The 24242-nt window shown below is 70.1% G+C and carries 18 protein-coding genes; 14 read left to right on the top strand and 4 right to left on the bottom strand.

Features of this window, described 5'->3' with window-relative positions; all coding sequences use genetic code 11:
• Positions 1-104 precede the first annotated feature (104 nt).
• From ACIGW4_RS14100 to ACIGW4_RS14120, 5 genes are all read left to right on the top strand, one after another.
• Positions 105-1403 (top strand): ABC transporter substrate-binding protein, encoded by a 1299-nt coding sequence (locus ACIGW4_RS14100; RefSeq protein WP_399580447.1) that lies wholly within the window; start codon positions 105-107, stop codon positions 1401-1403.
• Between the two features lie 121 nt (positions 1404-1524).
• Positions 1525-2481 (top strand): carbohydrate ABC transporter permease, encoded by a 957-nt coding sequence (locus ACIGW4_RS14105; protein ID WP_399580449.1) that lies wholly within the window; start codon positions 1525-1527, stop codon positions 2479-2481.
• A complete protein-coding gene (locus ACIGW4_RS14110) occupies positions 2478-3323 on the top strand; it encodes a carbohydrate ABC transporter permease (protein ID WP_399580451.1) in 846 nt (281 codons plus the stop codon). Before ACIGW4_RS14105 ends, ACIGW4_RS14110 begins: the two co-directional genes overlap by 4 nt.
• A 22-nt stretch (positions 3324-3345) precedes the next feature.
• A complete protein-coding gene (locus ACIGW4_RS14115) occupies positions 3346-6942 on the top strand; it encodes an endo-alpha-N-acetylgalactosaminidase family protein (RefSeq protein ID WP_399580456.1) in 3597 nt (1198 codons plus the stop codon).
• Between the two features lie 98 nt (positions 6943-7040).
• Positions 7041-8855: a beta-galactosidase family protein gene (locus ACIGW4_RS14120; RefSeq protein WP_399580459.1), complete on the top strand. Its 1815-nt coding sequence runs from the start codon at positions 7041-7043 to the stop codon at positions 8853-8855.
• Positions 8856-8895: 40 nt separating this feature from the next.
• Here the strand turns inward: ACIGW4_RS14120 and ACIGW4_RS14125 are convergent, their stop codons facing one another.
• Positions 8896-9675, bottom strand: a complete 780-nt coding sequence (locus ACIGW4_RS14125) for a sugar phosphate isomerase/epimerase family protein (protein WP_399580461.1) — start codon at positions 9673-9675, stop codon at positions 8896-8898.
• Positions 9676-9679: 4 nt separating this feature from the next.
• A complete protein-coding gene (locus ACIGW4_RS14130; protein ID WP_399580463.1) occupies positions 9680-11623 on the bottom strand; it encodes a DUF2264 domain-containing protein in 1944 nt (647 codons plus the stop codon).
• Positions 11624-11908: 285 nt separating this feature from the next.
• Here ACIGW4_RS14130 and ACIGW4_RS14135 point away from each other — a divergent pair, with 285 nt between their 5' ends.
• The 8 genes from ACIGW4_RS14135 (at position 11909) to ACIGW4_RS14170 (ending at position 19656) form a co-directional block, all read left to right on the top strand.
• The gene (locus ACIGW4_RS14135; protein WP_399580466.1) at positions 11909-13255 is read left to right on the top strand and encodes an ABC transporter substrate-binding protein; all 1347 of its coding nucleotides are present in this window, start codon (positions 11909-11911) and stop codon (positions 13253-13255) included.
• Positions 13252-14187: a carbohydrate ABC transporter permease gene (locus ACIGW4_RS14140; RefSeq protein WP_399580469.1), complete on the top strand. Its 936-nt coding sequence runs from the start codon at positions 13252-13254 to the stop codon at positions 14185-14187. The genes ACIGW4_RS14135 and ACIGW4_RS14140 overlap by 4 nt, the downstream gene beginning before the upstream one ends.
• The gene (locus tag ACIGW4_RS14145; RefSeq protein WP_399580472.1) at positions 14184-15044 is read left to right on the top strand and encodes a carbohydrate ABC transporter permease; all 861 of its coding nucleotides are present in this window, start codon (positions 14184-14186) and stop codon (positions 15042-15044) included. The genes ACIGW4_RS14140 and ACIGW4_RS14145 overlap by 4 nt, the downstream gene beginning before the upstream one ends.
• Positions 15045-15163: 119 nt before the next feature.
• Positions 15164-16144 (top strand): hydroxyacid dehydrogenase, encoded by a 981-nt coding sequence (locus tag ACIGW4_RS14150; protein WP_399580475.1) that lies wholly within the window; start codon positions 15164-15166, stop codon positions 16142-16144.
• Between the two features lie 36 nt (positions 16145-16180).
• The gene (locus tag ACIGW4_RS14155; RefSeq protein WP_399580477.1) at positions 16181-17332 is read left to right on the top strand and encodes a Gfo/Idh/MocA family protein; all 1152 of its coding nucleotides are present in this window, start codon (positions 16181-16183) and stop codon (positions 17330-17332) included.
• Positions 17332-18498 carry a dihydrodipicolinate synthase family protein gene (locus ACIGW4_RS14160; RefSeq protein WP_399580479.1) on the top strand — a complete coding sequence of 389 codons (1167 nt, stop codon included), beginning with the start codon at positions 17332-17334 and terminating at the stop codon, positions 18496-18498. Before ACIGW4_RS14155 ends, ACIGW4_RS14160 begins: the two co-directional genes overlap by 1 nt.
• On the top strand, positions 18498-19322 hold the full coding sequence (locus tag ACIGW4_RS14165) for a sugar phosphate isomerase/epimerase family protein (protein ID WP_399580482.1): 825 nt from the start codon (positions 18498-18500) through the stop codon (positions 19320-19322). The genes ACIGW4_RS14160 and ACIGW4_RS14165 overlap by 1 nt, the downstream gene beginning before the upstream one ends.
• Positions 19323-19398: 76 nt before the next feature.
• Complete coding sequence (locus ACIGW4_RS14170; RefSeq protein ID WP_399580847.1) at positions 19399-19656, top strand: glycerate kinase; 258 nt, start codon at positions 19399-19401, stop codon at positions 19654-19656.
• Between the two features lie 88 nt (positions 19657-19744).
• Here the strand turns inward: ACIGW4_RS14170 and ACIGW4_RS14175 are convergent, their stop codons facing one another.
• On the bottom strand, positions 19745-20878 hold the full coding sequence (locus ACIGW4_RS14175) for a substrate-binding domain-containing protein (protein ID WP_399580484.1): 1134 nt from the start codon (positions 20876-20878) through the stop codon (positions 19745-19747).
• A gap of 85 nt (positions 20879-20963) precedes the next feature.
• On the bottom strand, positions 20964-23024 hold the full coding sequence (locus ACIGW4_RS14180) for a glycoside hydrolase family 27 protein (protein WP_399580487.1): 2061 nt from the start codon (positions 23022-23024) through the stop codon (positions 20964-20966).
• A 357-nt stretch (positions 23025-23381) separates the two neighbouring features.
• On the opposite strand from ACIGW4_RS14180, the gene ACIGW4_RS14185 reads away from it, so the two are divergent.
• The gene (locus tag ACIGW4_RS14185) at positions 23382-24143 is read left to right on the top strand and encodes an MFS transporter (RefSeq protein ID WP_399580490.1); all 762 of its coding nucleotides are present in this window, start codon (positions 23382-23384) and stop codon (positions 24141-24143) included.
• Positions 24144-24242 lie beyond the last annotated feature (99 nt).

Consider the following 24242-nt stretch of genomic DNA (forward strand, 5'->3'; position numbering starts at 1 on the left):
CGGCGCAATGAATATTTCCCCGTCTTCATCGTGTGGCCTTCCGGAGTCTCAGCCGATTCAGCCGTCGCCACGAACACCACCCCGAGGAAATAATGCGCAACTTCATGCCTGCCTCCACGACCAGAGCCGTCGTCGGTGCGGCAGCCGTCTCCCTGACCCTGCTGGTGACCGGGTGTTCCGGCTCCGATGCTGCCGGTGACGCGTCGCACGGCGGGCCGATGTCGATGGAGTTCTGGGGCTGGGCCCCGGGCTACGACAAGATCACGGCCCAGTGGAACGCCACCCACCCGGACGTCAAGGTGACGTTCAAGCAGATCCCCTCCGGCGCCAAGGGCGGCTACGACCAGATGACCAACGCGATCGCGGCGGGCAAGGCCCCGTGCCTGGCGCAGGTCACGTACAACGACATCCCGTCGATGCTGGTCAAGAACGCGCTGATGGACATCACGCCGTACGCGTCCGGCGACACCGGCAAGTACCTGGACTGGACGGTCGCCGCTTCCTCGGCCGGCGGCAAGGTCTACGGCATCCCCGTCGACACCGGTCCGATGGCTCTGTATTACCGCACCGACCTGTTCAAGAAGTTCGGCATCGCCAAGCCTCCGGCCACCTGGGAGGAGTACGCCGCGGACGCCGCCAAGGTCCAGGCCGCCGACCCGAGCGTCGCCTTCGGCACCGTGCCACAGGACGCGTACGACATGGCCGCCCTGACCTGGCAGACCGGCTCGTCCTGGTTCGGTACGAAGGGCAGCTCCTGGCAGGTGTCCATCGACAACCCGGGCACCCGGAAGGTCGCCGCGTTCTGGCAGGGCCTGAAGGACAAGAAGCAGGTGATGAACAACGGCAACGCCTGGGACCCGAACTTCGACAAGGCCTCCGAGGCCGGCAAGGTCATGACCTTCGTGAACGCCGCCTGGGCCTCCCCGGGCCTCAAGGGCGATCTGAAGGACCTCTCCGGGAAGTGGGCAGTGGCCCCGATGCCGACCTGGACCGCCGGTGACAAGACCAGCTCCAACTCGGGCGGCTCGGCCACCTCGGTGCTGTCCGGGTGCAAGACGCCGAAGGAGGCCGTGGAGTTCGCCGCGTTCCTCTCCAGCGACCCGGACGCGGTCAGTACCGGCATCACGGTCGGTGGACTGTATCCGGCATCGAAGGCCGGCCTGGAGAACCCGCTGCTGTCGAAGGGCGATCCGTACTTCGGCGGGCAGAAGATCTACGACGTCTTCAAGGAGTCCGCGGCCAACGTCCCCTCCACCTGGGTCGTCGGGCCGACGTTCGGCCAGGTCGAGGCGGACTACTCGGACGCGATCGGCACGAGCACGTACGCCGAGGCCACGACCACGGTCCAGCAGAAGACGGTCGACAAGATCAAGAGCCTCGGGCTCTCGGTGACCGGCGGCTGATTCGAGGGGACGTCAGGCCGGCGGGCGGCCGTCACCGAAGACTCCCGTGGTGCCGACCGAAGGGGCCGGCACCACGGGCCCGTGTCCGTCAGAACCGCACATCCTCCCGAGAAAGACCGCCATGAGCACACAGACCTCATCTCCGCCCGCTCCGGCGCCTGTACGTGTCGCGGCCGGCCCGAGCCATCGCCATCGTCGCCGGGCCGGGCTCAACGCGGCCAGGTTCCTGCTTCCGTTCGGTGTCCTGTTCACCGCGATGATGCTCGCGCCCATCGGATACGCGATCTACCAGAGCTTCTACCAGGTGCGGCGCCAAGGTCTGTTCGGCGGTGGGCAGACCGCCCGCTTCGCGGGCTTGGAGAACTACGCCGACGCCTTCCGCGACGGTGACTTCACCGCCTCGCTGGCCCGGGTGGGCCTGCTCGGTGCCGTCCAGGTTCCGGTGATGCTCGGCCTCGCCCTGCTCCTCGCGCTGCTGCTCGACTCGCGTTCGGCCCGCCTCCGGAAGACCTTTCGGCTGATCTACTTCCTGCCCTACGCGCTGCCCGGGGCGATCGCCGCCGTGATGTGGTCGTTCCTGCTGGTCAAGAACCTCTCGCCGTTCACGGGTCCGCTGGCGGCGGTCGGCATCGATGTCGACTTCCTGTCCGCCGGCTGGATCCCCGTGTCGATCGGCAACATGATCACCTGGGGATGGACCGGCTACAACATGCTGATCGTCTACTCGGCGCTGCAGGCCCTGCCCGGCGAGGTCGTCGAGGCCGCGACCCTCGACAACTGCACCGGCTGGCGGCTGGCCTGGTACGTGAAGATCCCGATGATCCGCCCCGCCCTGGTCCTCACCACGATCTTCTCCGTCATCGGTACCGCTCAGCTCTACACCGAACCGGCCGTACTGGCCGCAGCACGGATTCCCGGTGCCTCCAACAAGTTCAGTCCGATCATGAACACCACGCTCACCGCCTCCCAGGCGGATACGAACCTTGCCGCTGCCGAATCGGTTCTGCTGGCTCTCGTGACGCTCGTGCTCTCCTTCGGGCTCCTGAAGTTCACCCAGCGAAGGACGGCTGACGCATGACCGGCACCCGCAGCTCCGTGCCCACCCGCCTCGCGGTCAACGCGGTGCTCGGTCTGATGGCCCTGTACACCCTCGTCCCGCTCTGGTGGCTGTTCGTCTCGGCGACCAAGGGGGAGGGCTACCTCTACCAGGGCCACCCACTCTGGTTCTCCCACTTCGACCTGGCCGCCAACCTCCGCCGGGTCTTCTCCTTCCAGGACGGGGTCTTCGCCTCCTGGTTGGCCAACAGCGCGCTGTACAGCCTGGCCGGCGCCGCGGTCAGCACCCTGCTGTCGGTGATGGCCGGCTATGCCCTCGCCAAATACCGGTTCCGGGGGCGCGACGCGATCTTCAACGTGATCCTCGCCTCGGTGCTGGTCCCGGCGCCGATGTTCGCCCTGCCGCTGTTCCTGATGCTCGCCGGGCTGCAGCTCACCGACACCTACTGGGCCGTCCTGCTTCCCAGTTTCGTCAGCCCCTTCGGCGTCTACCTCTCGAAGATCTACGCGTCGGCGTCGGTCCCCGACGAGCTGCTCGAAGCGGCGCGCATCGACGGTGCCGGTGAACAGCGGGCCTTCTTCCGGATCGCGGTGCCGGTCATGGCGCCGGCCATGGTGACGGTCTTCCTCTTCCAGTTCGTCGGCGTCTGGAACAACTACCTGCTGCCCGCCCTCATGCTCAACGACGCGAGCAAGCTCCCCGTGACGGTCGGGCTGGTCCAGTGGCGCTCGGAGTTCGCGAACGGCGTCCCACCGATCCTGCCGATCACCGGCGCCTTCCTCTCGCTCGTCCCCCTCCTCGTCGCCTTCGTCGCCCTCCAGCGCTTCTGGCGCAGCGGGCTGACGGCGGGCGCAGTCAAGTAGCCGCCACCTCAGAAGGGTCGCCATGCAACGACCACGTCCCCGTACGACCTGCGCCGCGCTGCTCAGCGCCGCGCTGCTCGTCCTCGGCACCGTCCCCGCGTCAGCGGCACAGACGACCGCGTCCGCGACCGCGGTCATCAGCTCCGGGACGCTCGGCGTCACCGTCGACACCGCGTTCCCACAGGTGCTCCAGTACCAGCTCGGCGGAGGCACCCTGCCCGGCAACACGGGCGCGACACCGCAGGTCAGCATCAACGGCACCGCCTACACGCCCATCGTGGCCTCCACGGTGGCCACCGACCACGTGGACTACGTGCTCGGCTTCCCGACGATCGGCGTCACCCTGAACGTCCGGCTCTCGGTGTCCGGCTCCGTCCTCGACTGGAAGGTCACCGGAGTCACCGAGACGGGAACGACGAAGGTCTCCACCCTGGCGATCCCGGGGCTGAACCTGCTGTCCATCCGGGGCGACCGGCCCGGTGCGCAACTCGCCTCCGCCTCGGTCTACAGGACCTCCTACGCACCCGGGCCCGACATGGACACCATCGCCTCCGTGTCCTCGCTACCGGTCGACTCCGCGGCACGGAACAAGGTCATCGCCCTGGTGGCCGACTCGACGATCGCCGCCGGTGTCACCACCAATTCGCTCACCTCCTTCAACGACCCGGTGGACCCCCGCCGTGGCGGCAACCTGCTGGTGCGGACGACCGCGTCCGGCGGCGTCAACACGACCTCCGTCTCTTCGGAGCTGTGGACCTACCGAGGCCCGGACGGGCAGGTCGTCGCCCTGCCGGAGGCGAAGGTCGTCGTCACCGGTGACGCGAACGGCGTCGACGGCGTCGACTGGCAGGACGCGGCCATCGCGTATCGCCAGATCAGACCACAGCCGGCGCAGGCCGCCCAGACGAAGAACAACGTTGTCACGCAGATCGCGATGAACTTCGTCTCCCAAGCTCAGAACCCGTTCGTGAAGACCCTCGACGACATCAAGAAGACGGCGCTCTACACCGACGGTCTGGGCCAGTCCATCCAGTTGAAGGGCTACCAGGACGAGGGCCACGACGCAGGGCACCCGGACTACGCGGGCCACTACAACACGGCCGCCGGCGGACTCGCGGACATCAACACCGTCGTCGACGGCGCCGCGGCGTACAACACGATCGTCGGCGTCCACATCAGCGACGTCGGCCAGGCACCGCGCAGCAAGAACTTCCGCTGGGACAAGAGGGACGACCCTACGGGCACCGAGACCCCGTACGTCTACGGGGACACGGCCTACAGTCTCGACACTGGCAAGGATCTGGCGAGCGGCGACTACAAGCAGCGGATCGACGCCCTCCTGAAAGACGTCCCGAACCTCGGCTTCGTCTACAGCGACGCGTTCATGCAGCACGACAGCATCGACTGGAACGCCTGGAAGGAAGCGGACGTCGTCGCGCAGCACGGCCTGCCGATCTACACCGAGTTCCCCACGTTCATGTTCCCGTACGCGTCCTGGTACCACCAGTCGGCCGAGTACAAGAACGTCGGCATCAACAGCAAGATCCTGCGCTTCGTCCACAACCAGGACATGGACGCGTGGATCCAGGAGAGCGAGCCGATGCTGGGAGGGGTGCAGAACAAGGCCTCGTTCATGGGATGGCACAGCAGCCACTCGGTCAACGCGGAGATCGCCGAGGTCTTCACCGACAACCTGCCGACCAAGTACCTGCAGAACTTCCAGGTCACCAGCTGGAAGCCCGGCGACATCCGGTTCACCGACGGCGTCTCCACCAGGATGAACGGCACCTCGCCGCAGATCTGGCGCGACGGCGCACTCCAGCGCGACGGCGACAAGTTCTTCCTCCCCTGGTCCCCGCAGGGCCAGCAGAAGATCTACGCCTGGAACGACACGGCCGAGTCACGTGCCTGGACCCTGCCGAAAGCCTGGGCCGGCCAGACCTCGGTGACGCTCCACAAGCTCTCCGACACCGGCAAGGGTGCTGGTACGCAGCTCGCCGTCAGCGGCGGCAAGGTGACGCTCGACCTCGACGCCAACACCCCGTACGTGATCTACCCCGGCACCCCCGTCTCCGTCCCGACGACCGGCGCCTTCTCCGACGGCAGCAACACCGGCTCCCCGGTGCGGCGCACCGACACCGCCGCCTCGGTCGGTTTCGGCACCGGGACGATCGTCAAGAACGGCGAGTTCTTCACCCGCGACCTCAGCTCCTGGACGCCTTCCTCCACCTCCGGCGACACCTCCGGCGTCTCCGTGGTGACCGACTCCAAGGGCTTCCAGAACCTGCGGATCACCGGCGCCGCCGACGGCCAGGTGACCCAGCGTCTGACCGGTCTCACCCCGGGACAGACGTACTCCGCCTCCGCGTACGTCTCGGTGACAGGCACCCGCAGGGCCACCCTCCGCGTCGACGGCAACGGCGCCGCCCCGGTCGACAACTGGATCGACAGGCCGACCCCGGTCCAGACCGACGCGGACAACCGGTTCAGCGGCCAGCGGTTCCAGCGCCTGGAGGTGCTGTTCACCCAGCCCGCCGGCTCCACCACGGCCACCCTGCACCTGATGGCCGACGGCGCGGACGGCACCGTGCTCTGGTCCGACGTGCGTGCGACGGCCGATCCCGGCGCCACCCACCGTGCCGACGGCCACTTCTACACCGAGGACTTCGAGCACAACACCGGCGGCGGATTCGGTCCCTTCCTGATCGGGAAGCCCGGCGAGCCCAGCGAGATCCTCTCCGAGTTCCACGACGGCTACACCCGCGACACCATCAGCGGCGCGTACTCGCTGGAGACCATCAACAACGGCTCCGGCCTGCAGTTCCGTACCTGGCCCGGATCGATCCGGTTCACTCCCGGCCACTCGTACCGCGTGCAGGCGGACTACCAGAGCGACACAGCCGGCCAGTACCACTTCCAGGTCAATTCCGACGGCGCGGGAGTCCCGGTCAAGGACGTCCTGCTCAACCAGACCACGACCACGGGCCTGACCAGCGCACCGGCCCCGGGTCCCGTCCCCTCGTGGTGGACCAAGCCCTGGACGGACAGCCTGCCCCCGGTGCGCTCCGCCCCGTACGCCCACCTCGACGTCTCGTTCAGCACCGGCACCTGCGGTGACGCCTACCTGGCCCTCACCGCCGCGACCGGTGCCAACGGCGCGGCGACGCTGGACAACCTGGTCGTCGACGATCTCGGGACCTCGACCGCCGGCCTGCCCACCTGCACGCCGGCCCCGTCCGGCCCGATCGTCGGCGTGGGCTCCCAGCGATGTGTCGACGTCGCCGACAACAGCAGCGCCAACGGCTCCGCCATCGTGCTGTGGGACTGCAACGGCGGCGCCAACCAGACCTGGTCCCTCCCCGCGGACGGCACCGTCCGCGCGCTCGGCAAGTGCCTCGACGTCACCGGGCACGGCACCGCCGACGGGACCCGGGTGGATCTGTGGGACTGCAACGGCGGCGCCAACCAGCGCTGGACGTACGACTCCGGAACCAAGACGTTCCGGGGCGTCGAATCCGGCCTCTGCCTGGACGCCGCCAACCGCGCCACCGCCAACGGCACCCCCCTGCAGATCTGGGCCTGCAATGGCGGCACCAACCAGCAGTGGACCCGGCCGTGACGCTCCACTGACACCACCGTTTTCCCAGGCTTCGGGCGCCGCCACCGCGGCGGCGCCCGAAGCCGCGCGTCCACGACACCCACTGAAAGCAGCCACACATGAGCACCCGACCGGCCCTGACCGTCGACGGCACCCGCTTCCTGCGCGGCGGCCGCGAACACCGCATCGTCTCCGCCGCCGTGCACTACTTCCGCATCCACCCGGGCCTGTGGCGTGACCGGCTGCGGCGGTTGCGTGCCATGGGCTGCAACACCGTCGAGCTGTACGTCGCGTGGAACTTCCACCAGCCCACCCCCGGCCCGCCCCGCTTCGACGGCTGGCACGACGTCGCCGCGTTCATCCGCGAGGCCGGCGCGCTCGGCCTCGACGTGATCGCCCGCCCCGGCCCCTACATCTGCGCGGAATGGGACCTGGGCGGGCTCCCGGCCTGGCTGCTCGCCGACGAGTCGACAGCCCTGCGCACGAGCGATCCCTCTTATCTCGCAGCTGTGGACCGCTGGTTCGACGAGCTGATTCCCGTACTCGCCGAACTCCAGGCCTCGCGCGGGGGCCCGATCGTCGCGGTCCAGGTCGAGAACGAGTACGGCAGCTACGGCAACGACCGGGCCTACCTGGAGCACCTGAAGGACGGTCTCGTCGCCCGGGGCATCGACTGCCTGCTCTTCACCTCCGACGGCCCCGAAGCCCGCATGCTCGCCGGCGGCGCCCTCCCCGGCGTGCTGGCCACCGCCAACTTCGGCTCGCGTCCCGAAGAGGCGTTCGCCGCCCTCGCCGAGTTCCGGCCGGACGAGCCGTCGGTGTGCATGGAGTTCTGGAACGGCTGGTTCGACCACTACGGCGAACCGCACCACGTACGGGACAGCACCGACGCCGCCGAAGCGCTCGACGGAATCCTCGCCGCCGGCGGATCGGTCAACATCTACATGGGACACGGCGGCACCAACTTCGGCTGGTGGGCCGGTGCCAACCACACCGGCAAGACCCTCACCGACCCGGGCTACATGCCCACGATCACCAGCTACGACTACGACGCACCGATCGGCGAGGCCGGGGAACTGACCGAGAAGTTCCACGCCTTCCGCGAGGTCATCGGCCGCTACGTACCCCTCCCGGACACCGAGCTGCCCGCCCGGCCGCCGCGCGTCTCCCCGCAGACCCGGCCCGCCATCCGGGTCGCCGGCCTGCGCGACGAACTGGACCTGCTTTCAGCCGCCACACACCGTCCCGCGCCCGAGCCGCTGGAGAAGCTCGGCCACCACCAAGGCCTCGTCCATTACCGGCACCGCATCACCGGCCCCGCCGGCCCCGCCACGCTGACCGTCGACGGCATCCGGGACCTGGCCCAGATCTTCCTCGACGGTCGCCTCGTCGCCGTGCTCGAACGCGACGACCCGTCCCCGACCGCCGAGCTGACGATCCCTGAGGGCGGTGCTGAGCTGGAGATCCTCGTCGAGCCCTTCGGAAGGGTCAACTACGGCCCTCACCTGGCCGACCGGAAAGGCCTGGTCGGCGGCGTACGCCTGGATTACCAGCACCTGTTCGGCTGGGAGATCCGGGTGCTCCCGCTCGACGACCTGACCGCCCTGAGCAGCATGTGCGCGGTCACGCCCGCCCCGGAGGCCGACACGGGTCCCGCGTTCCACCTCGCCGTCGTCGATCTGCCCGAGGCCGCCGACGCCTTTGTCGCGGTTCCGGGCAGCGATCGCGCCCTGGTCTGGCTCAACGGTTTCCTCCTGGGGCGCCTGAGGACCGAGAAGGGCCCCCAGCGCACCCTCTACGCCCCGGCCCCGCTCTGGCGCGCGGGCATGAACGAGATCCTGCTCCTCGATCTCACGGGGAGCACGGCACCGCAGTCCGTGGAACTGCGAGCGGAACCCGACCTCGGCCCGATCGCGCAGGCTCCCCGGTACTGACCGTCTCCCCATCTGGTGGGGAGACGCGGACGGCCGGGAGTCAGCCCCGCAGACGGGCGAGGAGCTCCGCGCCCGGGCCCAGCAGCGGTGCCAGCGGGGCGGCGTCCGGGTACCAGGGTGCCTCGTACTCCCAGGACACCCAGCAGTCCGGTGGCAGCAGGCGTACGCACTCGCCGATGGGCAGCACGCCCGCGCCGAGCGCCAGCGGGGTGAGGTCGGACCGGTCGGCCACGTCCTTGACCTGGACGTAGCCCAGGTGACGCCGTAGCGCTTCCCGGCTCGCCGTCGGCGTTTCGCCGGCCAGCCAGGTGTGGAGCAGGTCCCACAGCGCCCCGACCGCCGGATGGCCGACGAGGTCGAGCACCCGGGCCACGTCGCGCCCCGTGCGGTGCGAGTCGTGCGTCTCCAGGAGGATGCGCACGCCCAGAGCGTGTGCCTCGTCGGCCGCCGCGGCGAGGCGGCGGGCGGCGCGCAGATCGGCCTCCTCGGCGCGGCCCTCGCCGCCTCGGGGGAACACCCGCACGTGCGGAGCGCCCAGGTCGGCGGCCAGGTGTACGTGGTCGAGCAGGGCGGACACCAGGGGGCCGTCCTCGGCCGGCTCGGCGATGCCGAGGTAGCTCGCCACGGCGAGCGGCGTGAGGCCGGCGGTGTCGAGCGCCCGGCGGGTACGGTTTCGTGCTGCCGCGGACATGCCGGGGTGAACCGGCTCGCCGAGCGCGCAACGGAGCTCCAGACCGGTCCAGCCGTGGTCGGCGGCCAGCCGGATCACCTCGGTGAGAGGCAGGCCCGGCAGGCCGAGGGTGGAGAAGGCGAGTCGCACGGTGTCAGTCCTTTCGGTGGACGGTCGGCCGGTCGGGGGCGAGGAGCACGTCGTGCTCGCTGCCGTCCGGCCAGACCACGTGGATCATCGGCATGTCGATGCGCACGCGCGGACCGTCGGAGGGGCGGAAGGAGGGGTGGGAGGTGGAGTGACCGAGTCGGGCGGCGGCGACGAACAGAGAGGGTTCGCTTCCGGTGCGACCGGACAGCACGGGCAGCGCGCCCACGGAGCCGAAGGCCGTGCCGGCCGGGAGCCGACGGGCTGCCGCGGTCGCGGTGAGGCCCTCGACACACCGGAGGGCTGAGGCGAGCCGTGTACCGTCGGCGGTCTCGGCGACCACGTGGGCCAGACGGCCGTCCGTCCACGTCTCGATCGCGTCCCCGGCCACGGCCCAGCCGCTGTGCCGGACCTCGGTGCCCGGCGGGGCCCCGGCGACCAGATGGACGTGGAGTTCGTCGGCGCCCACGGCGAGCACCAGCGACGTGACGGTGACTCCCGGCAGTTCCGCGCCGCCGATCCGCGGCCGGTGTGCCGAGGCGGCCCAGCCGTCTCCGGTGCCGAGCGGGCTGATCCTGCCGCGCTCGCTGAGCTCGCCGTCGACGACCAGGCCGAAGTGGTTGTCCGCCGGGCCGTCGTGGACCGAGCCGGTGGCGGTGGAGTGGCCGAGCCGCGCGTACAGCGGGTCGTCGGCGAGCACCTCGTCGGCCGGCTGGTTGTCGCTGCCGTGGTTGTGCAGGCGCACCAGGCCGTCCGCCGCGGTGGACTGGATCAGCCAGCCCGGCCCGGGCAGCGGGTGGACGGCGTCGCCCTCTTCGACCGGCGCCGCCGCCTCGGGCTCGGTCCACACCGGATGGTCGGGCGGCAGGAGCAGCCCGAGGAAACCCTTGCTCGCCCAGTACGGCGACGCCGGCCCGGAGTACGACTGGACCACGGGCTGGTACGGGCCGTACCAGCCGAGCGAGAGCAGTCCGTCCGGTCCGCTCGCGCCCCGGTCGAGGAAGTGGCGCAGCGTGCCGGAGGCGAGACGGCGGGTGGTGCCCGGCGCCAGCGGCGTGTGACCGCTGAGCGCTCCGGCCCACAGCGGGGCCGCGGCGGCGAACCGGTAGGTGAGCGAGCGGCCCTGGTGCATCGGGGCACCGTCGGCGCCGAAGGTCCGGGCGTAACCCTCCAGGTGTGCCGCGAGGCGGCCGCCGTAGGTGTCGAGCAGCTCGCCGTCGCCGCTCAGGTGGGCGTGCAGGACGGGGTAGAGGTGGAAGGCCCAGCCGTTGTAGTGGTCGAAGGCGCGGGGTCGGCCGTCGGTGTACCAGCCGTCGCCGAGGTACCACTGCTCGATCTTCGTCAGGCCGCGCCGGACGGCGGCCCGCGCGGCGCCGTCGTGGTCGAGGCCGGCTTCGGCCAGGAAGCCGCCGACCGTGAAGGGGAAGAGCCACCAGTTGTTGTCGACCGGGGTGTGGTGCAGGGCGCCTGCCAGCCAGGCCCGGACCCGCTCACGTACCTCCTCGTCCAGCCGGTCCCAGAGCCAGGGCCGGGTGAGGCGCAGCGCGAGGGCGATCGAGGCGGCCTCGACCATCGCCTGGTTGCGGTCCCCGACCGCGAGCCAGGAGACCGGGTCCCGGTCGGTCAGGTCGAGCTCGGAGGTCGGGCTCAGGGTGCCGACGGCCAGACCCTCGGCGTACCGGGGCAGCAGCCCGTGCGGGTCGTCGCCACCCGCGCCCGCCACTCGGAACGCGGCGAGCAGGAACGTCCTGGCGAAGCCCTCAAGGCCGTCGGAACGGGGCCCGGAGACGCTGGGGCCCGGCCCCGGCAGGCTGATCAGGGCGTTTCCGGGGCCTGCGAACGGCTGGACGGCTGCCAGGAGCCCATCGGCGACGGCCTCCCAGTGCTGTCGGGTCCAGCCGGTACGGGGGCTGAGTCGCCGGTCCTCCGGGGGGAGCTGGATCGGGGGCATGGCTCATTCCTCGATGAAAGACGAGCTGAAGCGGACACATCGGATCGATCTGATCGAATGATCAGATGATGACACCTCTCGATCTGTCGACCGAACCGGATTACCGGGACTGTTACCGAAAAGCAGCTTGCATGCGAATATCAAGTGAGATCATTTGATCGATTCCTCTTGACTCCGATCTCATGCGGTCGCAAGATGGCGGCACCGCCTCGCTGACGTCCCCCTCCCCTCCCAGCGACAGGCGTCCGACTCGGGCATACCGACCCCCTCCTCAGGAGCCGTGCCATGTCTACTCCTCGTATCTCCCCGCGCAGGGCCCTTCGCCTGGCGGCCGTGACGACCGCCTCCGCGCTCTCCCTCTCGCTCCTCGCGGCCTGCGGCGGCAGTGGTTCGGACAGCACCGCGGCGAGCGACGGCAAGCCCGTCACCATCACCTTCTGGGGCTGGGCCAAGGGCACCCAGGACGTCGTGGACGCCTTCAACGCCTCCCACAAGGACGTCCAGGTCAAGTTCGAGCAGATCCCCTCCGGGATCATGGGCGGCTACGCCAAGATCTCGGACGCCTCCAAGGCCGGCAACGCGCCCGACGTCTTCAACGTGGAGTACGCGGCCCTCCCTGACTTCGTCAGCCAGGGCGCCGTGCAGGACATCGGCGATCTGGTCTCACCGGAACTGAAGGCGAAGTACCTGCCGCAGGCCGTCCAGCTCACCTCCCTCGCCGGCTCCACCTGGGCGCTTCCGCTCGACGCCGCCCCGCAGGTGTTCTTCTACCGCAAGGACATCTTCGCGAAGGCGGGCATCACCACCCCGCCGAAGACCTGGGACGAGTACCGGGCCGACGCGCAGAAGCTCAAGGCGGCCGACCCCAAGACCCGGATCGGCACCTTCTTCCCCGACGACCCCAGCCCCTTCGAGGCGTTCTCCTGGCAGGCCGGCGCCCAGTGGTTCGCCACCTCCGGCGACGCCTGGAAGGTGGCCATCGACACCCCCGAGACGAACCGCGTCGGCGACTACTGGCAGAAGCTGGTCTCGGACGACCTGGTCCGCCTCCACCCGTCGTTCAGCCAGCAGTGGACCGCCTCGCTGCAGAAGGGCGAGACCGCCGGCTACCTCGGCGCCTCCTGGGGCGGCGGCGTGCTCAAGAGCAGCCTGGCCAGCGCCCCCGAAGCCTCCGGGAAGTGGGCCGTCGCGCCGGTCCCGACCTGGGACGGCAAGCCCGCCAGCGGCATGCTCGGCGGCTCCACCTTCGCCGTCTCCAAGAACAGCAAGAAGGCGAAGGCCGCCGTCGAGTTCGCCACCTGGGCCACCACCACCCCCGAGGGCATCAAGGCACGCATCGCCTCCGGCACCTCCTCCCTGTACCCGGCCGCCCCCGATCTCGTACCGGTCGCCAAGGACGCCTTCGACACCGGCTTCTACGGCGGCCAGGACATCTACAGCGTCTTCGTCGACGCCGCCAAGTCGATCAAGCCGACGTGGCAGTGGGGCCCCGTCATGGGGGTCACCAACAACGAGCTGAAGAACGCCTTCGGCAAGCTCGGCCAGGGCGGCACCATCCGGGCCGGCGTCGACGCCGCCCAGAAGGGCACCGTCGACGAGATCCAGAACCGCGGACTCAAGGTCGCCCAGTGACGAGCCGCACCACAGACTCCTCCCGCGCCACTGGGCGGCGGCGCGGGAGGTACGGGGCGCCCGCCGCACTGATCGCCCCGTTCCTCGCACTGTTCATCGCGGCGATGCTCGTCCCGGTCGGCTACGCCGTCTATCTGAGCCTGTTCACCGAACAGCGCTCCGGCCTCGGCTTCGGCGACGCCGAATCCGTCTTCACCGGCCTCGGCAACTACGCCCGAGCGCTGGGGGACCAGGCCTACCGGGACGGCTTCCTGACGATCGCCCAGTACTGCCTGCTCTACATCCCCGTGATGATCGGCCTGTCGCTGGTCGTGGCCCTGCTGCTCGACTCCGTGTACGCCCGTGCCAAGCGCTTCTTCCAGCTGGCGCTGTTCCTCCCGCACGCCGTCCCCGGCATCATCGCGGCCCTGGTCTGGACGTATCTGTACACCCCCGGCATCAGCCCGGTCATCGACGCCCTCGGCAGCTCCGGCGTGCAGATCGACTTCCTCGGCCATCCTCTGCCCGCGGTGGTCAACATCGCGGTCTGGGAATGGACCGGATACAACATGATCATCTTCTTCGCCGCGTTGCAGGCCGTCCCCCGCGAGATCCTGGAAGCGGCCCTGGTGGACGGCGCGGGCGCCCTGCGCACCGCCCTCAGCATCAAGATCCCGCTGATCAAGGCCTCCGTCACGATGGTCGCTCTGTTCACCGTCATCGGGGCGCTCCAGCTGTTCACCGAACCGATGATCCTGCGCGGCGCCGCCCCGGGCATCACCACCACCTGGACCCCCAACATGTACGCGTTCACCGCCGCCTTCGAGCACAACGACTACGGTCTCGCCGCCGCCTCGTCCGTGCTGCTCGCGCTCGTCGCCGCCCTGCTCTCCTTCATCGTCACCCGGATCGGCCGTGCCCGGTCCGAGCGCCGGACGGAGGCCGTCCGATGAGCGCGCACGCCAGGAAGCCCCGGCCCTGGTCACTGTCGAAGGGGGCGGTCAACGCCGCCCTCGTGCTGGTCACCCTCTACACCCTGCTGCCCCTGCTCTGGCTGCTCACCGCCTCCGCCAAGAACGCCCCGGACCTGCTCGGAGGCAACAGCCTCTCGCTGGGCAACTTCCACCTCGGCGACAACCTGCACGACCTGGCCACCGCCGACGGCGGCATCTACTTCCGCTGGTACCTCAACTCCCTGCTCTACGCGGGAGGTGGAGCCCTGCTCTGCGCGTTCATCTGCGTCTGCGCCGGCTACGCCTTCGAGGTCTACCGGTTCCCGGGCAAGGAGAAGCTGTTCGGCCTGGTGCTGGTCGGTGTGCTGGTGCCCACCACGGCGCTCGCGCTGCCGATGTACCTGCTCGCCTCCGAGATCGGCATCGTCAACACCTTCTGGGCCGTCTTCATCCCCAGCCTGGTCTTCCCCTTCGGCGTGTACCTCTCCCGGATCTTCGTCGCCGGTTACGTCCCCGGTGAGGTCCTCGAGGCCGCCAGGATGGACGGGGCGGGGGAGCTGCGCATCTTCTGGTCGATCGGTCTGCGGATGGTGATGCCGGGCTTCGTCACGGTGTTCCTGTTCCAGTTCACCGCCATCTGGAACAACTTCTTCCTGCCGCTCGTGATGCTCTCCGACAACCGGCTCTTCCCGGTCAGCCTCGGCCTGTACTCGTGGAACGCGCAGACCCGCAGCTTCCCCGAGTTCTACCCGCTGGTCGTCACAGGGTCCCTGGTCGCCGTGATCCCGCTCGTCGTCGCCTTCCTCGCCCTGCAGCGCCACTGGAAGGCCGGTCTGACCGCGGGCAGCGTCAAGTGACCGCCCCGACCACGAGCCCCGCCAACCCAACGGAGTACCGAGTGCCCCAGCAGCCCATCCCAACCGTCGGGTCCGACGCCCCGGATTCCGACCGCCGGCGGCCGCGAGCCCTGCTGGCCATGCATCCACACCTCGCACCCCAACTGTTCGACGCCGACACCATGGCCCGGCTGAGCCGACTCGCCGACCTCGATCCCGCGCTCGTCCTCGAGGACTTCACCACCCCCGAAGCCCTCGCGGCCCTCGCCGAGACCGAAGTCCTCCTCACCAGCTGGGGCTGTCCGCCACTCGACGAACGGGTCCTGGCGGCGGCGCCCCGACTGCGCGCCGTCATCCACGCCGCCGGTTCGGTCAAGCACCACGTCACCGACGCCTGCTGGGAGCGCGGCATCCAGGTCACCTCCGCGGCCTGGGCCAACGCACTGCCGGTCGCCGAGTACACCGTCGCCGCCATCCTGTTCTCCAACAAGCAGGTACTGCAGCTGGCCGACGAGTACCGCAGGCGCCGCGCCTCGTACGACTGGCAGGCCGCCTACGGTCACATCGGCAACCACCGCCGCACCGTCGGCATCGTCGGCGCCTCCCAGATCGGCCGTCGCGTCCTCGAACTGCTCCGGCCGTTCGACCTGCAGCTGCTGCTGCACGACCCGTACGTGGCCCCCGACGAGGCCGACGCGCTCGGCGCCCGGTCGGTGGGACTCGACGAGCTGTGCGCGCTCAGCGACGTGGTCAGCATCCACGCGCCGCAGCTGCCGTCCACCCGGCACATGATCGACGGTCGCCTGCTCTCCCGCATGCCCGACGGGGCCACGCTCATCAACACCTCCCGCGGCTCGCTGATCGACCAGGACGCGCTGGTCGCCGAACTGGTCTCCGGCCGTCTCAACGCCGTACTCGACGTCACCACGCCCGAGGTGCTGCCCGCGGACTCTCCGCTCTACGAGCTGCCCAACGTCCTGCTCACGCCGCACATCGCCGGCTCGCTCGGCGGCGAACTGCACCGCATGGCCGTCGCCGCGGCCGACGAACTCGGCCGCTACGCCGCCGGACTGCCCTTCGCCCACCCGGTGCGGGCACAGGACATCCACCGCACGGCCTGACCGCCGCCCCGCTTCACCGCAAGGAGTGCCCCACCCATGTCCCGCAAAGTGATCGGCATCGTGATGAACGGTGTGACCGGCCGGATGGGCTACCGCCAGCACCTGGTCCGCTCGATCCTGGCCATCCGTGAGCAGGGTGGCCTCGCCCTCGGCAACGGCGAAGTGCTCTGGCCCGAGCCGATCCTGGTCGGCCGCAGCACCGACAAGCTGAAGGCGCTCGCCGAGCGCCACGGCCTGGAGCACTGGACCACCTCGCTGGACGAGGCGCTCGCCCACCCGCTGGCGGAGATCTACTTCGATGCCCAGCTGACCCGGGTCCGTGAGCCGGCCATCCGCAAGGCGATCGCCGCCGGCAAGCACGTCTACACCGAGAAGCCCACCGCCGAATCCCTCGACGCCGCACTGGAGCTGGCCCGCCTGGCCCGCGAGGCGGGGGTGTGCAACGGCGCCGTCCAGGACAAGCTCTTCCTGCCCGGACTGCTCAAGCTCAAGCGACTGGTGGACAGCGGCTTCTTCGGCCGGATCCTCTCCGTCCGCGGCGAGTTCGGCTACTGGGTGTTCGAGGGCGACTGGCAGGAGGCACAGCGCCCCTCCTGGAACTACCGGGCCGAGGACGGCGGCGGCATGATCCTGGACATGTTCCCGCACTGGCGGTACGTGCTGGACAACGTCATCGCCCCGGTCCGCTCCGTGTACGCGCACACCGCCACCCACATCCCCGAGCGCGTGGACGAGCAGGGCAGGCCCTACGCCGCGACCGCCGACGACGCTGCGTACGGCGTCTTCGAGCTGGAGGGCGGGATCACCGCACAGATCAACTCCTCCTGGGCGGTACGGGTGGACCGCGACGAACTGGTGGAGTTCCAGGTCGACGGAACCGAGGGAAGCGCCGTGGCCGGTCTGCGCAACTGCCGCGTCCAGCACCGGGCTTCGACTCCCAAGCCGGTCTGGAACCCCGACCTTCCGGTCACCGAGTCGTTCCGCGACCAGTGGGACCAGGTGCCGGACAATGCCGAGTTCGACAACGGCTTCAAGGTGCAGTGGGAGCTGTTCCTCCGGCACGTCGTCACCGGTGCGCCGTACAGGTGGGACCTGCTGGAGGGCGCCAAGGGCGTCCAGCTCGCCGAACTCGGACTGCGCTCCGCCCGCGAGGGCCGCCGCCTCGATGTCCCCGACCTGGAGATCTGATGCCCCAGATCAAACTTCCGGGCATAGGCGTACACCGGCTGCACACCCCCGAACCGCTGGGTCCGCCCGGGACCACATCCGCCTACCGGGCCACGACCTCCTCCCGCACCGCGTTCGCCGCCGCGCACGTGGTCGCCGACCCTCTCGGACACAACGCCCCCGGCGCACCCGCCGTCGTGGACTGGGAGGCCACCCTCGCCTTCCGCCACCACCTCTGGTGGCTGGGCCTGGGCATCGCCGACGCCATGGACACCGCCCAGCGCGGCATGGGCCTCGACTGGGCCGCGACCAAAGAGCTGATCACCCGCTCCGGAGCGGAGGCCCGCGCCGTGGGCGGCAGCCTCGCCTGCGGTGTCGGCACCGACCAGCTTCCCTCGACGGACGCCTCCCCGGCCGAGATCCTGGCCGCCTACGAGGAGCAAATGGAGGTCGTCGAGCAGGCCGGCGCCCAGCCGATCCTGATGGCCAGTCGGGCACTCGCCGCCGGGGCGTCCGGCCCGGACGACTACCTGCACCTGTACGGCCGGCTGATCGGCCAGTCGGGGCGACCCGTCATCCTCCACTGGCTCGGCGAGATGTTCGACCCTGCGCTGAAGGGCTACTGGGGCTCTGCCGACCTCGACCGCGCCTCCGAGACGGTCCTCGCCCTCATCGAGGACCATGCCGACCGGATCGACGGCATCAAGGTGTCCCTGCTCGACGCCGACCGCGAGATCGCCCTGCGCCGGGCCCTGCCCGAAGGAGTCCGCCTCTACACCGGCGACGACTTCAACTATCCCGAGCTCATCCGCGGCGACGAACTCGGCCACAGCCACGCCCTGCTCGGCGTCTTCGACCCGATCGCCGTCACGGCTGCCGCCGCCCTGCACGCCCTGGACACCGGCGACCCCGACCGGTACGACGCGCTGATGGAACCCACGCTGCCGCTGGCCCGGCACCTGTTCGCCGCGCCGACCTTCCACTACAAGACCGGCATCGTCTTCCTGGCCTGGCTTTCCGGCCATCAGGACCACTTCACCATGGTCGCCGGGGCGCAGAGCGGACGCTCCGTCCCCCACCTCGTGGAGCTGTTCCGGCTCGCCGACGCGGCCGGAATCCTGCCCGACCCGGATCTCGCGGTCCACCGGATGCGCGCCTTCCTCGCCATGGCGGGGGTCGAGGGCTGATGCGGCTTTCGCTGAACCAGATCACCACCAAGGGCTGGAGCCTGCCCGAGGCCGTCCAGGGCTGCGTGGACGCCGGCATCCCGGCGATCGGCCTGTGGCGGGACAAGGTCGCCGAGGTCGGCGTCACCGAGGCGGCGAAGCGGGTCCGCGACGCGGGCCTGGCCGTCAGCACCCTGTGCCGGGGCGGCTTCCTCACCGCGCCCGGCCCCGACGGCCGCCGAACCGCCCTCGCCGAGAACTTCCGCGCGCTGGAGGAGGCCGCCGAGCTGGGCACCGACACCCTGGTCATGGTGGTCGGCGGCCTGCCCGACGGGAGCCGCGACCTCATCGCCGCCCGGGAACGCGTGGCGGAAACGCTCGCCGAACTCGCCCCGCACGCGGGCGACTTCGGTGTGCGCCTGGCGATCGAGCCCCTCCACCCCATGTTCTGCGCCGACCGCGCCGTGGTCTCCACCCTCGGCCAGGCCCTCGACCTCGCCGAACTGTTCCCTGCCGAACAGGTCGGCGTGGTCGTCGACAGCTACCACGTCTGGTGGGACCCCGACCTGGCCGCCCAGATCGCGCGGGCCGGCGCGGGTGACCGGATCGCGTCCTACCAGGTCTGCGACTGGACGCTGCCGTTGCCCGCAGACGCCCTGCTCGGCCGCGGCCACGTCGGCGACGGTCACATCGACTTCCGCACCCTGACCGACCAGATCAACGCCGCCGGCTATACGGGCTGGATCGAGGTCGAGATCTTCAACGAGACGACGTGGACCACCCCCGGCGAGCAGACCCTCCGGACGATGATCGAGCGCCACCTCACGCACGTGGAAGCGCCGTGAGGGTCGTCTTCGCACCGGACTCCCTCAAAGGGACCGTCACCGCCGCGGACGCGGCACGGGCGCCGGCCGGCGCCCCATCAGACCGGGCGATCACCTGACGATCAGCCCGACGGCCGACGGCGGCGAAGGCACCCTCGCCGCCGTCACCGCCGCCCACCCGGGACCCCCACTGCACCGGGTGGGCGGCCGCACCGGCCCCGACGGCAGGCCCGTCGACGGCACGTACGCGCTCCTGCCGGACGGCAGCCGTGGTCGAGCTCGCCGTCGCCGGCGGTCTGCCGCTGAGGTGACCGCGCCTCGCTCCGCTCGCCGCCACCGCCCGAGGTCCCGGTGAGAGGAACCCGCGTTCACCGGATGGCTCCGACGACTCCGACCCGACCCCGGACCCGCTACCGCGGGTCCGGGGTCGGCGCGTTCGGCGATCAACGAGCCTGGTGGGCGAGCCACGGGGAGATGCCGCCGCATGAGGCCCTGACCACCAGTTCCGGGCGCAGCTTCACCTGATGGACCGGCCCGGCGCCGTCGTCGGCCAGCCGCTGGAGCAGGATCTCGGCCGCGAGCCGCCCCAGCCGGTACTTCGACGGGGAAACGGCCGTCAGCGGTACGTCCGCGACGTCGGCGAACTCGTTGTCGTAACTGACCAGGGCGAGATCCACGGGCACGCGCAGCCCGGCGCGCCGGGCCGCGCCCAGGAGCAGGGACGCCTCCCGGTCACCGAAGCACAGGGCCGCGGTCACTCCGTCGCCGGCGAGGGCGCCGACCGCCGCGTCGGCCCGGCCGAGGTCCCAGTCGTCCGCGCGTGCGCCGACCCGTTCGGCCGCGCTCAGGCAGAGGTCCACGACTGCACGCTCGTACCCGGCGGTGATCGACACGGCGGGCGGCCCGTCGGTGCGCAGCACCAGTCCGATCCTGCGGTGTCCCAGGTCGTGAAGGTGCTGGACGGCGAGATAGGCGCCGCTCTCGTGGTCCGTGCAGACGTGCTCGGTGGTGTCCCGGGGGCCGGCGGCGGCGATCCGCCGTTCCATCAGCACGACGGGCACCGGCAGGGCCTGGAGTTCGGCCATCCGGGAGAGCGGATCGTCGAGCTCGTGGAGCAGCGGTACGAGCAGCAGACCGTCCACACCGTCGTGGACGAGCCGGTCGATCGCGTCACGCTCGACGGTCCGGTCGTAGTGGGAGCAGGCGAGCACCATACGCGCGCCGGCCACGGCCAGCGCCTCCTCGATGCCCTGGAGGACGCGCGGGTAGTAGAGCGTGGCCGTGGGCACCAGTACCCCGACGGCCCGGCCGGAGGGCCGGACCGGGCCAGGACGGATCGTGGCGAAGGTCCCCGCACCCTGCCGCCGCTCGACCAGTTGCTGCCCCACGAGGACCTCGTAGGCGCGCCGGACGGTCGTCACCGACAGACCCGTCTCGACGGCCAGCGCATGCTCGGTGGGCAGTTTCGATCCCTGGGGCCAGGTGCCGTCGAGGAGCCTCCGCCGCAGCTCGGCGGCCAGACGCCGGAACTTCAACTCGCGTGCGGTCTGGGGCCGGAAGCGCGCCGTGTCCGTCATGCGTTCTCCTGTACGCCGAAAGACGCCTGCTCCGTATCCGGGCGGCAATGCCGCCCGGATACGGAGCTCGTACCGCGGAGGTGGGTCAGCTCACCTTGATGGCGAAGACACGCGCGTTGGGCGCGTTCGGCAGCGTGATCGACGACAGCGTCTTTCCGGACGTGATCGCCACCGACCTCGTGTAGAGGCAGTATCCCGTGCCGGTGTCGGCCGGGCCGCTGGTGCCATTGCGCCCGAACACCTTGAACGCGACGGTCGCGGGGTAGGTCGGCGCGCTCGCGCAGCTCCAGCTGGGGAAGCCCCAGGTCGAGTCGCTGAACGTGCCGTCGGTGTAGTTCAGGCGGATCGTTCCGCCGGACTCGCCGATGCCGGAGGCGCCGAGGAAGTTCACCTTGGATCCGGCGTAGTTGTAGTCGATCGTCTGTCCGGTGGGGCGGACGGAGTCGAACTGGCCGGACGTGGTGTTCGGCCAGGTGTAGGCCACGCCGCCGATCGTGACGGTCTGCCCGGCCCTGACGCTGAGGGCCGTTCCGTCGGGCAGCCGGGAGCTGTCGGCCAGCCGGTCCGACGACAGGGTGTTGCCGGCGGCGTCCCAGGTTCCCGCGGTCGGCGCGTCGCCGTCGGTGATCGCGGTGGCGTTGCGGGCGGCCGAGCCGTAGGGCCCGAAGTTCCAGCCCGCGTACGCCGCGGTGCTCCCGGCCTTCAGGCGGTACATGACCGCTGTTCCCGCCGGGACGGTGACGCTGAAGTTGCCGTTCGCGTCGATGGAGGTGATGTCGGGTCCGAGGATCGAGGTCAGCGTGAACGTCTTCGCGGACGTGCCGACCACCGCCCCGCTCGTCGTCGCCGTGACCGGTGCGGTGGCGGACCGGTTCATGATGGCGACCGCGTAGTCGCCGTTGCTCAGCGGCTTGGCGAACACGTCGTATCCGTTGCCCCGGGCGACCCGCTTCGCCGGCACGGCCAGCGCGTCCTGCCCGACCTCGATGATGCCGGGCTTGTTCATGAGGGCGGCTTGCGCGGACGAGATGGCGCCGCTGGCGTTGGAGTTGCGGATCATCGCGACCATGTGACTGTTCTGCATCGCCCACATCACGTAGCCACCGAGCTTGTTGTCGGTCGTGAGGGTGGTGTCGTCGAAGTACAGCCGGTCGGGGTCGAGGAAATGGCCCTGCTTGCCGTAGGGGCGCAGCCCTTCGACCATGTCGACGAGCGTGGTGGTGAGCGCCCAGCTCGTCCCGCCGACGTCGCCGCCGACGCGGTAGGCGTGTCCGGCGGGCACGATGCTGGTCATCATGCGCTGGAACAGCGGGGTGGTGTACGTGTCGTTGTCCCAGTTGGCGTACGCCGGCGCGGAGATGTTCAGCACCATCGACCGGCGCTTGCCGGGATCGGCGTCGGACTTGATGGCGTTGACCGCGGTGGCCGCCCGACGTGCCGACTCGATGGCGGTGTTGATCTCGGTATCGGTGTCGAGGACGGTGAAGCAGCACTTGTTGGTCGTGTTCGGCTCGCCGCAGTAGTCGAGCTTGATGTAATCGGCGCCGACGCTCGCGAAGAACCGGAAGTCCTTGTCGAAGTTGTCGAAACTTCCGGGTGCGGCGGCGCTGCGCCCACCGCTGTCGCACATGTACCGGCCGCCGCTGGTGTAGACGCCGAAGAACAGACCCTTGCTGTGGAGGTAGTCGCCGACCTCCTTGAGCCCGCCCGGGTACTTCGTCGGCGACGGGATGAGGTTGCCGGTGGTCGTGTCGCGACCGTTCGTACAGTTCGGCACGACCGTGGCGGCCGCGTCCCAGTCGGTGCAGTCGGCCCGCACGGCCCAGGTGTCGTCGAACGAGACGGTGTTCCAGCCCCGAGCGGCGAGCCCGGTGGCGACGGCGTCGTCGGCCGTCTTCTTCATACTTGCGGCCGTCGTCCTCGTCCAGGACTCCGAGCGCAGGATCATCCGCGGCGTCTTCGCGTAGGAATGATCGACGTCGACGGTGTCGCCCGGGACGGTTCGCGACAGCGCGGCGGCAGGTTGCCCGCTGGCCGGGGTGAAGATGGCGGCGAGGGCCGTCGCCACGGCGAGAAGGGCACCCACCCTGCGACGGGAGCGGCGGACGGGGAGGGCGGACAGGCCCTGCCGTGTGGGTATGTCCATGACGGAACTCCTTGATGATTCCAGGATGTTGGGGGGCGGCGTGGTAAGACCGCCCCGCGGTCCCGAGAGGGGCGTCCCGTCGAACGGTGCCGATTCAGGTGTCCGGCGACTTCGGTGGGGGCCATCTTGCGACCGCGTCAGATCAGAGTCAAGATCCTGATAGCGAATGATCGTGGTGATGGATCACCTGATCGTTTGATCGGCTGTCCGGGGCGCCCATGCTGGCGAGCACGGAAAGCAGGAATCAACAAGAACTCACGCGGGGTTTGCTCCACCGGGCCGGGCCGGTTGAACGGTTCATCGGTGGCCGTGGCCCTGGTCGGCGGACTTCGCAGTCGCCCGGCTCCACTCCGCGGCGTGGCGATCGCGACCAGCGATCGTTCCACGGCCGAACTGTGTCGGCGCCGACAGAGGCGCCGGGTCGCTCTGCGCATCTTCGGGCTCGTGGGCGGCACCTGCACCCCCATGATCGGGAAGATGTCCGACCTGTGGGGGAAACGCCGCATGCTGCTAGCGGGTGGCCTCTCGTTCATCGCCGGCGCTCTGATCTGCGCCCTGACGTCCAGCTGGACCTTGTTCCTGGTCGGGCGAGCCCTGGAGGCCGTCGCCGTCAGCGCCCCCACGGTGGCGTACGGGCTGTTACGCGACATCCTGCCCAGGCGCTACGTTCCGACGGCGATCGGCCTCGTGGCGACCGGCCTGGGCGTGACCGCCTTCGTCGCCCCGCTGATCGGCGGCTGGACGCCGGAGCGCTCTTCGTGGAGGTCGCCGTTCTGGCTGTTGTTGATCTTCACCGTGGTGATGATCGTGTCGCTGTGGCTGTTCGTGCTGGAGAGCGCACTGCGCGTCCACCAGCGCCTGGACGTCGTCGGGGCGGTTCTGCTGTCGGCCGGTGTCGGACTGGTCCTGTTGTACCTGTCCAACGGGGCGGCGTGGGGCTGGTCGCGACCCACGGCCTGGGGCTGGTTGGCAGGCGGCCTGGCGCTGTTGACGCTGTTCGTCCTGGTGGAAAGACGGGCAGCGGAGCCGATCATGGAGATGCTCATGCGGCACGGCCGGACCGCCGCGACCGGAGGACAGCCCGCCGGCCAGGGGCCCGACCACCGGCCGGAAGAGTGACGGAGGCACGGAGAAACGGACTGCCGGTGCCGTTCATACGTATGATCAGGAGCGGAGCGCAGAATGACCGCTGTGAGGACTCGGGCGGGCAGGTTCTCT

It is taken from the genome of Streptomyces sp. NPDC053513 (genome assembly GCF_044544765.1).
Classification (GTDB): Bacteria; Actinomycetota; Actinomycetes; order Streptomycetales; family Streptomycetaceae; genus Streptomyces; species Streptomyces litmocidini.

Excerpts from the sequence above, each read along its gene's own strand:
- ACIGW4_RS14150 (WP_399580475.1), top strand. The coding sequence starts at position 15,164 with ATGCATCCACACCTCGCACCCCAACTGTTCGACGCCGACACCATGGCC.
- ACIGW4_RS14145 (WP_399580472.1), top strand. The coding sequence starts at position 14,184 with ATGAGCGCGCACGCCAGGAAGCCCCGGCCCTGGTCACTGTCGAAGGGG.
- ACIGW4_RS14180 (WP_399580487.1), bottom strand. The coding sequence starts at position 23,024 with ATGGACATACCCACACGGCAGGGCCTGTCCGCCCTCCCCGTCCGCCGC.
- ACIGW4_RS14160 (WP_399580479.1), top strand. The coding sequence starts at position 17,332 with ATGCCCCAGATCAAACTTCCGGGCATAGGCGTACACCGGCTGCACACC.
- ACIGW4_RS14105 (WP_399580449.1), top strand. The coding sequence starts at position 1,525 with ATGAGCACACAGACCTCATCTCCGCCCGCTCCGGCGCCTGTACGTGTC.
- ACIGW4_RS14115 (WP_399580456.1), top strand. The coding sequence starts at position 3,346 with ATGCAACGACCACGTCCCCGTACGACCTGCGCCGCGCTGCTCAGCGCC.
- ACIGW4_RS14175 (WP_399580484.1), bottom strand. The coding sequence starts at position 20,878 with ATGACGGACACGGCGCGCTTCCGGCCCCAGACCGCACGCGAGTTGAAG.
- ACIGW4_RS14100 (WP_399580447.1), top strand. The coding sequence starts at position 105 with ATGCCTGCCTCCACGACCAGAGCCGTCGTCGGTGCGGCAGCCGTCTCC.
- ACIGW4_RS14135 (WP_399580466.1), top strand. The coding sequence starts at position 11,909 with ATGTCTACTCCTCGTATCTCCCCGCGCAGGGCCCTTCGCCTGGCGGCC.
- ACIGW4_RS14120 (WP_399580459.1), top strand. The coding sequence starts at position 7,041 with ATGAGCACCCGACCGGCCCTGACCGTCGACGGCACCCGCTTCCTGCGC.
- ACIGW4_RS14110 (WP_399580451.1), top strand. The coding sequence starts at position 2,478 with ATGACCGGCACCCGCAGCTCCGTGCCCACCCGCCTCGCGGTCAACGCG.
- ACIGW4_RS14130 (WP_399580463.1), bottom strand. The coding sequence starts at position 11,623 with ATGCCCCCGATCCAGCTCCCCCCGGAGGACCGGCGACTCAGCCCCCGT.
- ACIGW4_RS14165 (WP_399580482.1), top strand. The coding sequence starts at position 18,498 with ATGCGGCTTTCGCTGAACCAGATCACCACCAAGGGCTGGAGCCTGCCC.
- ACIGW4_RS14155 (WP_399580477.1), top strand. The coding sequence starts at position 16,181 with ATGTCCCGCAAAGTGATCGGCATCGTGATGAACGGTGTGACCGGCCGG.